Annotated in this window: 14 protein-coding genes; 6 read left to right on the top strand and 8 right to left on the bottom strand. The window is 41.6% G+C overall.

The window, feature by feature from the left end:
• The first annotated feature begins 34 nt into the window (after positions 1 to 34).
• The 3 genes from sodC to AC5EUN_RS00975 all read left to right on the top strand — a co-directional run bounded on the left by sodC (position 35) and on the right by AC5EUN_RS00975 (position 3,360).
• Positions 35 to 586, top strand: coding sequence for a superoxide dismutase family protein (sodC, locus tag AC5EUN_RS00985; RefSeq protein WP_159152632.1), 552 nt, complete (start codon positions 35 to 37; stop codon positions 584 to 586).
• Positions 587 to 803: 217 nt separating this feature from the next.
• Entirely contained in the window at positions 804 to 2,954 is a 2,151-nt protein-coding gene (gene yccS / locus AC5EUN_RS00980; protein ID WP_131230701.1) for a YccS family putative transporter, read from the top strand.
• Between the two features lie 106 nt (positions 2,955 to 3,060).
• Complete coding sequence (locus tag AC5EUN_RS00975) at positions 3,061 to 3,360, top strand: DUF3817 domain-containing protein (RefSeq protein WP_004977999.1); 300 nt, start codon at positions 3,061 to 3,063, stop codon at positions 3,358 to 3,360.
• Positions 3,361 to 3,463: 103 nt separating this feature from the next.
• Here the strand turns inward: AC5EUN_RS00975 and craA are convergent, their stop codons facing one another.
• From craA to AC5EUN_RS00945, 6 genes are all read right to left on the bottom strand, one after another.
• Positions 3,464 to 4,693 carry a chloramphenicol efflux MFS transporter CraA gene (craA, locus tag AC5EUN_RS00970; RefSeq protein WP_151836793.1) on the bottom strand — a complete coding sequence of 410 codons (1,230 nt, stop codon included), beginning with the start codon at positions 4,691 to 4,693 and terminating at the stop codon, positions 3,464 to 3,466.
• Positions 4,694 to 4,942: 249 nt separating this feature from the next.
• On the bottom strand, positions 4,943 to 5,833 hold the full coding sequence (locus tag AC5EUN_RS00965; RefSeq protein WP_493352154.1) for a pirin family protein: 891 nt from the start codon (positions 5,831 to 5,833) through the stop codon (positions 4,943 to 4,945).
• An 87-nt stretch (positions 5,834 to 5,920) separates the two neighbouring features.
• Positions 5,921 to 6,565 carry an AbiH family protein gene (locus AC5EUN_RS00960; protein WP_493352153.1) on the bottom strand — a complete coding sequence of 215 codons (645 nt, stop codon included), beginning with the start codon at positions 6,563 to 6,565 and terminating at the stop codon, positions 5,921 to 5,923.
• A gap of 68 nt (positions 6,566 to 6,633) precedes the next feature.
• Positions 6,634 to 7,260: an AbiH family protein gene (locus AC5EUN_RS00955; protein WP_493352152.1), complete on the bottom strand. Its 627-nt coding sequence runs from the start codon at positions 7,258 to 7,260 to the stop codon at positions 6,634 to 6,636.
• Between the two features lie 93 nt (positions 7,261 to 7,353).
• On the bottom strand, positions 7,354 to 7,725 hold the full coding sequence (locus tag AC5EUN_RS00950; RefSeq protein ID WP_125281048.1) for a hypothetical protein: 372 nt from the start codon (positions 7,723 to 7,725) through the stop codon (positions 7,354 to 7,356).
• Positions 7,726 to 7,866: 141 nt separating this feature from the next.
• Positions 7,867 to 9,276 carry an FAD-binding oxidoreductase gene (locus AC5EUN_RS00945; protein WP_004978025.1) on the bottom strand — a complete coding sequence of 470 codons (1,410 nt, stop codon included), beginning with the start codon at positions 9,274 to 9,276 and terminating at the stop codon, positions 7,867 to 7,869.
• 363 nt (positions 9,277 to 9,639) lie between these two features.
• On the opposite strand from AC5EUN_RS00945, the gene serA reads away from it, so the two are divergent.
• The 3 genes from serA (at position 9,640) to AC5EUN_RS00930 (ending at position 12,937) form a co-directional block, all read left to right on the top strand.
• On the top strand, positions 9,640 to 10,872 hold the full coding sequence (gene serA, locus AC5EUN_RS00940; RefSeq protein ID WP_004691438.1) for a phosphoglycerate dehydrogenase: 1,233 nt from the start codon (positions 9,640 to 9,642) through the stop codon (positions 10,870 to 10,872).
• Positions 10,873 to 11,010: 138 nt separating this feature from the next.
• Positions 11,011 to 11,895, top strand: a complete 885-nt coding sequence (locus tag AC5EUN_RS00935) for an EamA family transporter (protein WP_493352151.1) — start codon at positions 11,011 to 11,013, stop codon at positions 11,893 to 11,895.
• A gap of 169 nt (positions 11,896 to 12,064) precedes the next feature.
• Positions 12,065 to 12,937 carry an EamA family transporter gene (locus AC5EUN_RS00930; protein WP_178895982.1) on the top strand — a complete coding sequence of 291 codons (873 nt, stop codon included), beginning with the start codon at positions 12,065 to 12,067 and terminating at the stop codon, positions 12,935 to 12,937.
• A gap of 42 nt (positions 12,938 to 12,979) precedes the next feature.
• Here AC5EUN_RS00930 and AC5EUN_RS00925 read toward each other — a convergent pair whose 3' ends face one another.
• Together AC5EUN_RS00925 and AC5EUN_RS00920 are read right to left on the bottom strand one after the other, a co-directional pair.
• The gene (locus tag AC5EUN_RS00925) at positions 12,980 to 13,438 is read right to left on the bottom strand and encodes a hemerythrin domain-containing protein (RefSeq protein ID WP_178895948.1); all 459 of its coding nucleotides are present in this window, start codon (positions 13,436 to 13,438) and stop codon (positions 12,980 to 12,982) included.
• Positions 13,439 to 13,596: 158 nt separating this feature from the next.
• Complete coding sequence (locus AC5EUN_RS00920) at positions 13,597 to 14,364, bottom strand: sulfite exporter TauE/SafE family protein (protein ID WP_493352150.1); 768 nt, start codon at positions 14,362 to 14,364, stop codon at positions 13,597 to 13,599.
• Between the last annotated feature and the right edge of the window lie 31 nt (positions 14,365 to 14,395).

Genomic DNA, 14,395 nt, shown 5'->3' with positions numbered 1-14,395 from the left:
ATAATTCTGAATTTTAAGGAAAAAAGGACCCAACATGTTGTCTTCTGCTTTCAAACTAAGCGCACTTGTGACTTTAATCGGTTTAGGGACTGTGGCATGTACTACTACACCTACTGAAACCAACACGATGGTCAAAGACGTCGATGTACACGCTGTTTCAACTGCAGGTGTAGGACAAAAAATTGGCACCATTCGTTTTATTGATAGCCCTGTTGGTTTAGCGATTCAAACCAATTTGACTCAACTTCCACCCGGCCCACACGGTTTTCATATCCATGAAAAAGGTTCGTGTGATGTAGCTGAAAAAGAAGGAAAACCTGTGGCTGCTTTAGCCGCTGGGGGACACTTTAACCCAGAAAAAGCGCCAAACCACGGCACACCACTGAATGGCCATCTAGGTGATTTACCCATCTTGAATGTCGACTCAGCAGGTAATGCAAAAGTCAATTTACTCGCTCCTCGCTTAAGTTTAGCTGACGTTGAGGGCTTAGCGGTGATGGTACATGCAGGTGGTGATAACTATTCAGATACACCTAAACCACTTGGCGGTGGCGGTGACCGTATTGCGTGTGGCGTGATTAAGTAACTCTATCGCCCCCTGCACTGTGAATAAAGCAGTGTTTTGACCGCACACATGTGGATAAGTTTCGACTTATACACACAATGCAGCGGAGCCATGCTCCGCTGCATTTTTATTGTCATAGGTGAATTTTTCATGCAATGGACCACAGCATTAAATTGACAGCGCCCTGAAAAAAGTTCAGGCTAAAACCAAAATAAAACTAAGCCTAGACTATTACATCGTGAACAATCTTCGTCAGTGGTTTCAGTCCTTTCAGTCCAATGCAATTTTTATGTATTGCTTGCAAATTTTGATTGTGCTGAGTGGCACAACCTTAGGTTTATATTTTTTAGGACTACAACAGCTTATTGTTCCGACCACATTAGGTGCAATTGCAACAGCCCTGACCGACTTCGATGACCGGCTCAGCATTCGTCTCAGAAACCTTGCCTATGTCTGTATCTTGTTCTTTAGCGTTAGTAGCATCTTAGATTTTTTGCATCCTTATAAATTCTTCTTCATCTTATATTTATCACTGTCTAGTGCTTGTTTTATTTTACTGGGGTCACTGGGGCAACGCTATGCAGCAATGAGCTTTGGTACCATTTTACTTTCCCTATACAGCATGTTTGGCCTAGGTGAATATTCGGTTTGGTACTTTCAACCCAGTTGTTTTGTCTTGGGAGCATTGTGGTATGGCTGTACCGCCATTGTGTTTTATATTCTTAAACCCACCTTGGCCGTTCAGGACAACTTAGCCCGCTGTTTTAACCAAGTTGCCGATTTGCTCAACGCAAAAGCACGTCTATTCGACCCAGACAATCGAGACAATGTAGAAGCGCTGCTCTACGATTTATCCCTACAAAACAGTACTGTGGTGCAAAGTTTTAACCACACCAAAAGTTCACTACTGACGCGATTAAAAGCGTCTCGCGCCAACCAAAATACAATTTATTGGCTCAACCTCTACTTTCTCGTTCAAGACATTCATGAACAAGCCAGCTCTAATTATTTACACTATGAGCAGTTACATCAAAACTTTAGCCGAACTGACCTCATTTTTCGTATTCAAAAAAATATTCGGCTGCAAGCTCTTGCCTGTCAGGCTTTGGCACGGTGTATCTTAACCAATCAAACCTATGTATCAGATCCAACGACCACTCAGGCGTTGCTGAATTTACACAGTTCCATGCAGGATTGGGTTCGAGATCATCCACACAATATTGAAGTCAAAAACCTACAACTGATTTTAAACAATTTAGATAGTGTGCATGAACGTTTTCAGCACCTCAACGAACTACAATCGCGCCAAGAACAGCGTTATCAGCAGCATATTGATAACCTCAATTTATATGATGATGATATCCATGATTGGCATGATCTGTGGCTCAAACTCAGTCAACATCTCACCCCCCAATCCGCACTGTTTCGCCATGCTGTACGCATCGCCTTTGTCTTTGCTGTAGGTTATGGCATCTCTCTTTTGCCCTTTGCGCAACATGGCTATTGGATTTTGCTCACCAGTTTATTTGTTTGCCAAATGCGTTATTTCGCCACCAAAAGTCGCTTAAAAATGCGAACCTTAGGCACAATTTTGGGCGTTGTTTTAGGGATTCCGCTGCTGTATTTCGTCCCAAGTATTGAAGGACAACTGCTACTAACCATTATTTTTGGCGTGTGTTTTTTCTATCTCAGTTCCAAGAAATATGCCATGGCGACCCTGATGGCAACACTCATGGTGCTGCTGATTTTTAATTTAAAAGGTGCAGGCTATGCCATTATTTTACCACGAATTATAGACACCCTCATTGGTTGTGCCATTGCTTGGTTCGCAGTGAGTTTTATTTGGCCCGATTGGGACTTCCGCAATATTTCCAACACCATTAAAAAAGCATCCGATGCAACCCTCAACTATTTCAATGCCATCTGTGAGCAATATCAACACGGCAAAAATAATAGTCTGGCTTACCGCAGTGCACGACGTACTGCGCATAATGCCCAAACCGAACTGGCAAACATGATTTCTAGTCTCAGTACCGAGCCCAATCCAAACCCAGAACTGGTACATCATGCTTTTCGCTACTTGGTATATAGCCACAGTCAACTCAGTTATATTTCTGCTTTAGGAAGCCACCGAGAATTGGTGCAGGATACACAAGTGCTGGAACTCATGCTGTGGTGTCAAAATACGCTAAATCATGTACTGCTCCATCAGCAGGCATTAGCTGAACTCGACATCCAGCAAAAACTGGCAGAGATTAAACGCTTAAATGCTCAAGAAACCATGAATCAGAATTTACACTTGGTACTCAAACAAATCAGTCTACTACTGGAAACTCTGCCCGAATTGCTGAAGTTAAAAACTGAACTGCTGGCCCGAGATATTAAATAAAACGGAGTACACAACGACGATCTTTAAAAGGTTCATGGTGTATTGTGGTTCATTTTTATCTGGTTCTTGCGTACACTCGAGCTTCATTCTCATAGATTTTTTGACCATGAACATTCAGACATTACGTGTTGTAGGATTTTTAGAAGGGATTTCTTTTTTACTGTTGTTATTCGTTGCGATGCCAATGAAATACATCTTTGATAACCCTATCCTAGTCAAATACGTGGGTATGGGGCATGGCGTATTATTTATCTTGTTTTTAATTGTGCTGTTTGTGGTATGTGAAAAGCAAAAATGGTCTTTGAAGATGTTTATTTTAGGTTTGATCGCTTCAATCTTACCTTTTGGGCCTTTTGTGTTTGATGCCAAAATTAAAAAATTAGAACCTGAGCAAGCTGAAGCCTGAGTTAAAAAACTGGCTTTAAAAAGGATTTTGTAAAGCAGTCATAAAAAGCGCCCATTCAAATGAATGCGCGCTTTTTTTGATGTGAACTTAGCTGAATTTAATCTTAGTAAACACCACTCTCAAGACGTTTTTGCATCACTTTTTTCACGGTCGCACGTGGAAAGCTAAACCAAAGTGCAATCAATATCAGGCAGACCAAACTGTAGGCCCAAAGACCAAATGCCACATAAGCCATGCGAACCAGTTCAATCACGAAGAAGAACGTAAACATCATCAGTACCGAAACGGCTGCGGCAACCGTCCCTTTGGACACTTCCGATGACATCAAAGCAAAGCGATATAACACAGAAAAACTGATACCTTCGCCGAAGCTCACCAAAGTCATCCCCACAATCAGTAACGGCAAGAAATAGCTTTGGAAAATAGTGCCGAGTACCACCAACAGTGTACCAACGAACATCAAAGGCAAGCCGAGTAACACAGTTTTACCCAGTGCCATTTTATCGATGACTTTAATCAATACAATGTTGCCCAGAATGAGACCGCCCAAGACGGGGAACTGTGCCAAGCCGTATTGCATACTGCTCAAGCCAAGTTCTTCCACCAAAATCACAGGCGACAGCGCAATCCACAGCATCAAAGGCATGGCGACCATAGGCAAACCAAAGGTGAGCGCCAAAAAGGTCTTATTTTTATAGACCGTTTTATAGTCATCCCAAATATAGCGCAGCGGCTTTTTAGAATGACGCTGTTGTGTTGCAGGCATTTTGGCTTTTAAACCAAACCAACTTAAAAAAGCCAAAAAGGCGATGCCAATAAAGCCCCAATGCCATGACACATGGTCAATCATAAACGCGCCCACTACTGGACCAAGCAGCGGTGCCAGCAAAGAAATATTGGCCATGAGTGCCATGACTTTAATGGCATCACGTTCTTCAAAACTTTCCTGTACTGCGGCATAACCCACAGCAGAAATCATCGATAGCCCCACGCCTTGTAAGAAGCGGAGCGCCAAAAAAGACTCAATGTTTTGAGTGAGTAAAATCGCGAGGCAGGTCAGCACGAAAAATGCCACACCTGCGAGCAACACTTTTTTACGACCTAAACGGTCTGAGAGTGGCCCAAGTAACCACGCGACACAGGCACCGCCCAGTAAATAAAAGGACATAGAGGACGGTGCCCATGCACTGCTTACCCCAAAGTCTTGGGTAATCGCGAGCATGGCAGGCTGGACTAAATCGTTACCGATATAGACCGAAAATTCGAATAAAACCAATGCCAAAGGAAACATCAATGTGGCACGGCTTAACTTTAAAGTTTGTACGTTTTGCATTGTTATCTACATATAAAATGCGTACAAGCCTGAGCAAAGTCAGTTAGAGGGAGAGACGACTAAGCCCAATGGCAAGCACTGTAAAATTGAATAAAAAATGTAATGGGTGCGAGAAATGCACACTGGTTTTACGCTGTATTCACAAAGCGTTTTTAGAAAAGGTGTTATTAAAATAGACCGAGCTGTGACACCGACAAAGCTCAGTTAAGCTATTTTAGCAGTGTTGCATCTGTTTGTATTGTTACTTTTTTAAGTTTCATCTGTCGCATTTGGCTTTGTATTAGGCGCAATAAAATGCCCTTGTTTTAAGTCCTCATACGCCTGTAAAACTTCGGCGAAGGTGTTCATGACAAAATAACCGCGTCCATAAATCGGTTCATTTAAAGGCTGCCCACTGAGTAATAAAAAAGCGCTGTCTTGTACCGCTTGTATTTCGAGATGCTCACCATGATTAGACATGACTGCCATCTGCTGTGCTTCTATCATTTCTCCGCTATTGGGCTGAAGACGACCACTACGGATATACAGCAGTGTCGTTTCGCCTTCCGATGCGGGTAAAACTGTTTTCGTACCCGCTGTAAGCTGAATATCCAACACGGTCATAGGGCTATGCGTTTGAGCAGGCCCTGTCTGGTTTTCATACGTCCCTGCAATCACCCTGACCGTTCCTTGAGCCTGCGCCAACTCCAGTTCTGGAATCATGGTACGACTCAAGTGCTGATAACGTGCAGGATTCATTTTGTCTTTGGCAGGTAGGTTGACCCACAGTTGGATCATTTCAAATGCCCCACCTGTTTTGGAAAATGCCTCACTAAATACTTCTTCGTGCAGTACCCCAGCCCCTGCCGTCATCCACTGTACATCCCCTGCCCCAATCACACCGCCACTGCCTGTGGAGTCCTGATGGGTGAGTTCACCTTGATAAACAATGGTCACGGTTTCAAAGCCACGATGCGGATGTTCACTCACACCCTTTTTTAAGCGAGTTGGCTGTAAATAACTCGGGCCGATATGATCCAACAATAGAAAAGGTGAAACCGAGTTCCCTAGTTCATAGTGTGAAAACACAGATACGACTGGGGCGAAGTCACCGACAGCCGTCCGTGTACTTTCTGAGTGAATAAAGGCAAGGGTTTTCATTTTATTCTGCTTATCATTTGAATAATTTGATCATAGCCTAGCAAACAGCCCTGTTCGATAGGCTAGTTGAGTTGCAGTGTTTTGAATTTAGGATGCTTGAGCAGTCATTTTAGGTAACTCGACAGGTTCTATACCATTAATTTTGGCAATATCAGGATTTTTTTCAAATTTTAACCACCCTTTTTTCATCCATTGCTCAATTTTCTTCTTCCCTAATATATGTAATAAATTTCCCAAAAGCTCATATTTTGCTGGTTCATCAAAGTGAAAAATTATAATTTTTACGTTTTGATCCTTCTCCAAGTTAAATGAAAACAAATCTTTTATATATTCCTGATCAGATATATCTAATGAGTGACCCCAAATATAAAAATTGAATTTCTTCAAACTAGTGTCAATAACAGTTGTTCCTCTCATAATTGCTTTAAAAATATTTGTTGAATCGTCCAAAAACAAATAATTCGTATTTTTTAATATTTTTTGGTGATACTTTGTAAAGCCATAAGCTTTTAGCTTCTGTAGAAACTCATGAGTAATTTCAGAAATTCCTAAAACAATATTCTGGTTTTTACCAAATTTCCCATGTAAAAAATCTATATCTTGTTCTTCTTCATATAGTTTGATAAATGTGGATGTATAATTAAAGGAGTAAATTTTTTCAAAACTTAGTGAATCAAACAATGTCTTATTAAAGATACTTTTAGCTGTTAAATGATCAACAACATCCCTCAAATAGATATTAAAAATATCAATAAAATTTTCTAAATTACTAAAAAGAAATTTAACAACTTTTTTATTATCTAAATTATTGAATCCATAGCAAATTGATAAAAAAATTTTAAATTATCATCACTCTGATATTCTGGGTTATAAATTTTATGTAAGATAAATCGATCATTATCACTATCATATTCCTCATCATAATAGTCTGATATTAAAATTCCTAAATTTTTAAGTATATTGCAAGTTGATCGATTTAAAAAAAACTGTTCTATATCTGAGTTCTTTTCAAAATCAATATTCGTTTTAAGGTAATTCTTATCTAACGAAAATTTTTCGGCCTGTTGTAAGCACAAAACTACCGAATCTAAGCCATCTTCAATTTTTTGTTCAAAATCAATCCATGTCTTTACTTCTTTCATATGATCTGAAAAATACTGATACCAAACATTATCTTTCAACTGTTCTTGTAAATCTTTGATTTGATCAACTGACATTTTTATTTCATCCGTTTTATACATCGCTTTTGTATAGCCAAAAAAGTAGTCTTCTTTCTCATACAAGGCACTAAACAGATCATCAAAGTTCATTTCACCTTTTGACACATCCCAATTTTCTATTGCTTCCATTGCAACCATAAAATGATCGTACTTTGTCGGCAAGTAGTGCGATAAATCAAAACCGTTCCCAACAATCAAAATATTCATTTTTATAAAACCCCAAAAACAAAAAAGCGCATCAACCGATACGCTTTTTATGAGGCAAACTTGTCTAAAGTTCAACCATAAATCAAAGATTTATTATGCACACTTCGCTGTTTGGAAGTTCTTGGTATTTTTACCGCGCGCACATTGGTAAGAGGTTTTCGTCGCAGTTTTTTCCCAGTCGCCATCGACCAACTTAAAGTTATACACGGTACGCACCGACTTTACTGAATCATCTAACAAACCTGTTTCAGTCACTTTAACTTCTGCCGCAGTCGGTGACTCAACCGTATTAAAGTACTGGCGGATTTCAACCGTAGCCAACTCATTACGCAAATCTGGACGCTCTTTGAGTACCTGAGCCAACGGCGTATCTGACGAACCGACTTTATTCACTAACTCTTTGGTCGTCGCACAACCAGACAATAATCCCACACATACGACTGAAGCTAAAATAAGACGCAACATAAATTCCACCCAAAATTCATTATTTATCAGTCCATCATGCCTTTTTTAGGCCTATTACACTATTTAGTAAATGTAATTCAGTCCCTTCAGCCATAAAAAAAGCGCATCACCATGGATGCGCTTTTAAAACCCAATTCGAACTTAAAGGTCGAATAATTTACCTGGGTTCATAATCCCGTTTGGATCGAAAACTTGCTTCAATGCCTTCATATATTCAATTTCTTCCGCCGAACGCGTGTAGTCAAGGTATGGCTTTTTGGTCATACCTACACCGTGCTCCGCAGAAATTGAACCGTCGTATTTTTTTACAGTTTCGAAGACATATTTATTCACCACCTGACATTTTGCAAAGAATTCGTCTTTGCTTAAGTCAGCCGGTTTTAAAATATTTAAGTGTAAATTACCATCACCAATATGTCCGAACCAACAGATTTCAAAGTCTGGATAGTTGCTTGCTACAATCGCATCAATTTCTTTAATAAATGCAGGTACGTGCGTAATCAGAACTGAAATATCGTTTTTGTACGGTGTAAATGGTGCAATTGACTCAGAAATGTCTTCACGTAAACGCCATAAGCTTTCCACTTGATCGAGGCTTTGGCTCAACACGCCATCCAGTACCCAGCCTTGTTCCATGCAGTGCTCAAAAATTTCCATCGCCTTGTCCATGATCGGCTCAAATGGCGCTTCAAATTCTAACAATACATAGAATGGACATTCGGTTTCAAATGGACGTTGTACATGACCATGTGCCAACACTTTTTGCATTGCAAGTTCACCAAAGAACTCAAATGCAGTCAGGTCAATTTTTGCTTGGAAAGCATGCAGTACAGGCATCACCGCATCAAAGTCAGGTACACCCAATACCATTACTTGAAGGTCTTGCGGTTGGCGTTCCAGCTTGATTTCAGCTTCAGTCACCAAGCCCAGTGTCCCTTCACCACCAATGAATAAATGTTGCAGTGCATAACCAGTTGCATTTTTGATCATGCCTTTGTTTAGACGCAGCACATCACCCTTACCCGTGACTACAGTTAAACCGAGTACCCAGTTACGCGTCATGCCGTATTTAATGACTTTAATACCACCCGCATTGGTGCCAATGTTTCCACCGATTTGACTCGAACCCGCAGAAGCAAAATCGACAGGGTAATACATGCCTTGCTCTTCAGCATAGTTTTGCAGCTGTTCAGTCACCACGCCTGCTTGGACTCGAACCATACGGTCTGCTGGGAAGAATTCCAAGATTTGGTTCATCTTGTCCATGCTCACCACAATTTCACCGTTGGCAGCGACTGCACCGGCAGATAAGCCAGTACGACCACCTGATGGTGTAATCGCAACATTGAACTCATTTGCAAGTTTCACAACCGCTTGCACTTGTTCCGTGCTCGATGGAAAAACGATGACTGACGGGTTTGGATCAAAATGTTTGGTATGATCGCGTCCCCAATTTTCAAGGCTATCCGCATCGGTTTTAATGCGGTTTTCACCTACAATTGCTGTCAATTGGGTCAATAACTCTGGGGTTAAAGCGACTGGAGCATTCATCGTTTTCAGACCTTGCAAGAAGTAAACAAGTTGTTTGTGGGCTAGGGTTCTCTGCATGAAAAGCGCTTCATTTCAGTCTTTCCATGCCCTAAGGCTCAGGCAGTTCGTGAGGATTTAAGCAGCAGTGTGCAACTGGCTTATTTTCACGGAGTCATATTATAAGGCATTTTTTCTGTTTCCCGCAGAAAAAGCTGTTTTATTCAGGATACCTTTGAAATTATTAGTTTAATTAGACCAAAAAGACTTTTTTACGCACTATAGAGGTTAAAAATACCCAGCAGAGTCCGCATAAAGGAAATGTATATCGGGCGCGGTACGTGCTATTATATCGCCACTAAATTTGGCCTTTGTAGCGGAGCCGTAATGAGCCAACATCTTTCACTTCCTAAAGATAAAATTCGTTTCTTGTTGTTAGAAGGCGTTCACCAAAACGCAATCGACACACTAAATGCTGCCGGATACACCAACATCGATTATCGTAAAACTGCGCTTGAAGGTGAAGCGTTGAAAGAAGCGATTAAAGATGCACATTTCATTGGTATTCGTTCCCGTACACAACTCACTGAAGAAGTGTTTGAAGCAGCGAATAAATTAATCGCTGTTGGTTGTTTCTGTATTGGTACCAACCAAGTGAACTTAAATGCTGCGATGGTTCGTGGTATTCCAGTATTTAACGCACCATACTCAAATACACGTTCAGTGGCTGAACTTGTACTTGCTGAAGCTATCCTTCTTCTTCGCCGTGTACCTGAAAAATCGACAGATACACATGCAGGCGGTTGGAACAAGTCAGCGGTTGGTTCGTTCGAAACTCGTGGCAAAACTTTAGGGATTGTCGGTTACGGTTCAATCGGTTCACAACTTTCTGTCCTTGCTGAAAGCTTAGGTATGAAAGTAATCTACTTCGACACAGTGACGAAACTACCTTTAGGTAATGCACGTCAAGTCGGTAGCTTAAACGAACTTTTAGCCAATGCTGATGTTGTTTCTTTACATGTACCTGATGTTCCGTCTACACGTAACTTCATGACCAAAGAAAAATTTGCACAAATGAAAGAAGGTGCAATCTTCATCAATGCTGCACGTGGTACATGTGTCGTGATTGAAGACTTAGCAGATGCCTTGAAATCAGGTCATGTTGCTGGTGCTGCGGTTGACGTGTTCCCGAAAGAACCAAAAGCCAATGGTGAAGAGTTCATTTCTCCACTACGTAACATTCCAAACGTGATCTTAACCCCTCACGTGGGTGGTTCGACTATGGAAGCTCAAGCGAACATTGGTTTAGAAGTGGCTGAGAAATTCGTTTCTTATTCAGATAAAGGCATGACTTTATCTGCGGTGAACTTCCCAGAAATCGCGTTACCGTTGACCGAAGGCAAACACCGTTTACTTCACATCCATAAAAACGTGCCAGGCGTGTTGTCAAAAATCAACAACTTGTTTGCTGAACACGGCATCAACATTTCAGGTCAGTCTCTCATGACCAAAGGTGATGTGGGTTACTTGGTGATGGATGTAGACGCAACAGCATCTCAAGAAGCTTTAGATACTCTACAAGACGTTGAAGGTACAATCCGCGTTCGCGTATTGTTCTAATTCGACTGTATTTAAAAACCACAGCTGCCAAGCTGTGGTTTTTTTATTTTTGAATACTTGTTAAAATTTTATGTGTAATCTGAGCACATTCTCCGCTACTTTTTCCAAGTATTCACTTCTCTATCTAGTATTCTAATAATGCCAAATCTAAAAAGTACTCCCCACCTTCAAGCGACCTTTTTATTGCTGATTGCAATGCTCAGCTTGCAAAGTAGTGGTTCACTGGCCAAAGTGCTGTTCGATCAATTTCCCATTTTAACTGTTTCCGCCATGCGCTTGCTGTTGGGATCAATCATTTTGGCCGTGCTGTTTAAAATTTGGCAGGTTGATTTTAAGCAAGTCAAATATAAAGCCATTCTCAGCTATGGTTTTGCTTTGGCAGGCATGAACCTATTGTTTTATTTATCCATTGCTCGCCTGCCACTCGGCATTGCAGTGTCGTTTGAGTTTATTGGTCCGCTCAGTGTTGCTCTGTTTTATGCCAAACAACGCTTTGACTTTGTTTGGGTCGGGCTAGCTATTTTAGGCTTGGTTTTACTGTTTCCTTTCGACCAAGCAACTCAACCTTTAGACCTTCTTGGGATTGTATTTGCACTAGGTGCAGGTGCATGTTGGGCCTTGTATATCGTGGCGGGGCAGCGCCCATCGGGTGTTTCGGGAAATCATACCGTATGCTTAGGTATGTTTGTCGGTATGCTAATATTAATGCCTCTCGCCCTGTTCAGTGGTTTACCTACAAATGTGTTTGAGCCCTCCAACCTAATCTATTTCGTGGCTTTGGCTGTTTTGGCCAGCGCTCTGCCTTTTAGTTTGGAAATGATTGCGCTACGTAATTTAACCGCTTTAAGCTTTGGCACGCTCATGAGTCTTGAGCCTGCTATCGCAGCACTGTCTGGTTTTGTCTTTCTAGGCGAGCAATTATTGTGGTCACAGTGGCTGGCGCTCAGCGTGATTATCATGGCGTCTATTGGTTGTACCTATACAGCCCAGAAAAACCGAAAAACTGCAGTTGAAATCATGTGATCCAGAGTTTGAATTTAGCTTTTAAATCCAAAGGCTCTATCGATTACTTTTAAATTCATGTCATTGCATTTCAAAAAATCAGCTTATTCAGCATCCAACTTGGGTGCTGAATCGTTATACTAATCCACCTTCTTAAAATAACAGGTCGCTATGACCTAATGTATGCATGATGCCTAATTCTCAACTGATGGCAGTGATGTTCATGGTCTTGTCCATGCTGTCCTATCAAATCAGTGCTTCTTTTGCCAAGCAGTTGATTGCCATCCTTGACCCGCTGACCGTGGTGACCCTTAGACTGTGCTTTGCCGCAATTTTAATTGTGCTGATGTTCCGCTCATGGAGCATCATCAAACGCCTACCGCATTTAAAATGGAAAGATTTACTCAGTTATACAGCAGCCTTATGCCTCATGAATATTTTATTCTACGCTTCGCTGGGTAGATTGCCGCAAGGTATTGCCGTAGGTTTAGAGTTTTTAGGCCCTTTAACTTTAGCGCTACTCTCGATCAAACAACGTCGTGATTATATTTGGGTCGGATTAGCGATTTTAGGCATTGCACTGATGGTGCCGTGGCATCAAGCCAATGCAAGCAACTTCTCCTTCTTAGGAGCCGCATTTGCGGTTTCAGCGGGTGCTTGCTGGGCGCTGTATATTTATTTTGGGCAAAAAGTCGTCCGTCAAAATATCGGCATGCATGCCCTCAGTATTGCTATTATGATCTCAGCCTTGGTGCTTCTGCCCATCAGTGCCACGCATAACCCAACAGCGCTGATGCAAACGGAATACTGGCCCAAAGCTTTATTGATTGCGCTGCTCGCCACAACCATTCCCTATGCTCTAGACCTGATGGCTTTGAAACGTTTAAGTAAACTCAGCTATGGGACGCTTTCAAGTTTGTCGCCGGCTTTAGCAGCCTTGGCAGGTTGGTTACTACTGAAAGAACAAATTAGCATGTGGCAAACGTTGGCGCTAGTTTGCATTATGATTGCCTCCGTTGGTGTTACCTTTAGAGCCAAACTGCAAAGTGATGACGCGCTTTAAATCACAAAAGATGGTACTCGCCATCTTTTGTTTAAAATGGACTTAAACCAAACTGTCTTTGTCAATTTTTTTGTACTTTTTGTATTCCTGCTGATACTGCTTGGCGAGCGCAGTCTTTTGAGCATCGAGTAAAATTTTTCCGGCTTGCTGAAAGAAACCATGCTCTTCTTCTTGTAAGTGATGATGTACGGTTTCCGATAATTTTTTTGCAATTGCCAACCACCCCGGATTTGAGAATTCCGTCTCCGTCAATTGTTCCAATAACTCATCCATTTTATGGTGCTCTGCCAAAGCATGGCGGGTAATGTTGAGGCCCGAATCAGTCATCATTAAAGGGATATAAAAATAACGGTCTTCTGCCACAGCATGGGCAAACAATTCATTTTTAAGGCGTTCAAATAGCTCACGGCGCTCAGGCGTATCCCCTGAAGTTTGGAGTAGTCGTTCGGCCAAATTTCGTTGAATAACGTGACTTTCTCTTAAGGCTTCAAATATATTCATTCTATGCTCCAGTTCCGTTCAACTTAAAACATCATTTTTTATTGAAAAGCTTATTGGCACAGCATTGAGTGCACTGTATTAATCTTAAATGCAATAAACGAGAAATGAGGTCACAGACTGCGCGTTTTTTGTAATCAAGTTTTAAAGGTATCGCACCATTACATCAAAAACATTTGATAGCTCAATCTTACAATCAGAATCGTCACCAAAATAAGAAATAAAATGCGGATAAAACCACTGCCGTATTTCAGCGCCATTTTTACCCCACAAATGGACCCGATCATATTTGCGACGGCCATCGTGCCTCCTACAGCAAAGAGCACATGGCCCGAGGGAATAAAAAAGCTTAGCGCTGCAAGATTGGTCATCACATTGCCAATTTTAGCCAATGCCGCCGCATGCAAAAAATCAACGCGTAAATAGCGAATAAAATAGAAAATAAAGAAACTGCCCGTACCTGGGCCAAACAAACCATCATAAAAGCCAATGGCTAAACTTCCGATTCCCGCCAACAGCAAAATTTTAGGCGTCACACGCTGCGCCATATGCACTTGCCCAAATTGCTTCTTCATGAGGGTATAGACCGCCATCACAATTAACATGACCAAGACAAAGGGTTGGAGGACTTCTTTTGGAATTATGGCCACACTGGCCGCGCCCCCAAATGAACTGATGGTGGCACACACTGCGACCACAGCCAAAAGTTTCCATTCAAAGCGCACTTTACGGGCAAAGGAAACGGCTGAAGTGGCTGTACCCACCACTGCCGCTAATTTGTTGGTGCCAAATAAAGTGGCAGGTGCCATCGACGGAAATGCATTCATCAAAGCGGGAATTTGGATCAGCCCACCACCACCGACGGCAGCGTCAATTGCACCTGCACAAAAGGCAAAAAAGATCAGACTGATAATAATGTCGATGTCCACGCCTCATCCTTTTTGACCGAGTGATATATTT

It is taken from the genome of Acinetobacter sp. CAU_H_S170_2 (assembly GCF_058890445.1).
This window is presented reverse-complemented; position numbering and strand designations above follow the sequence as displayed.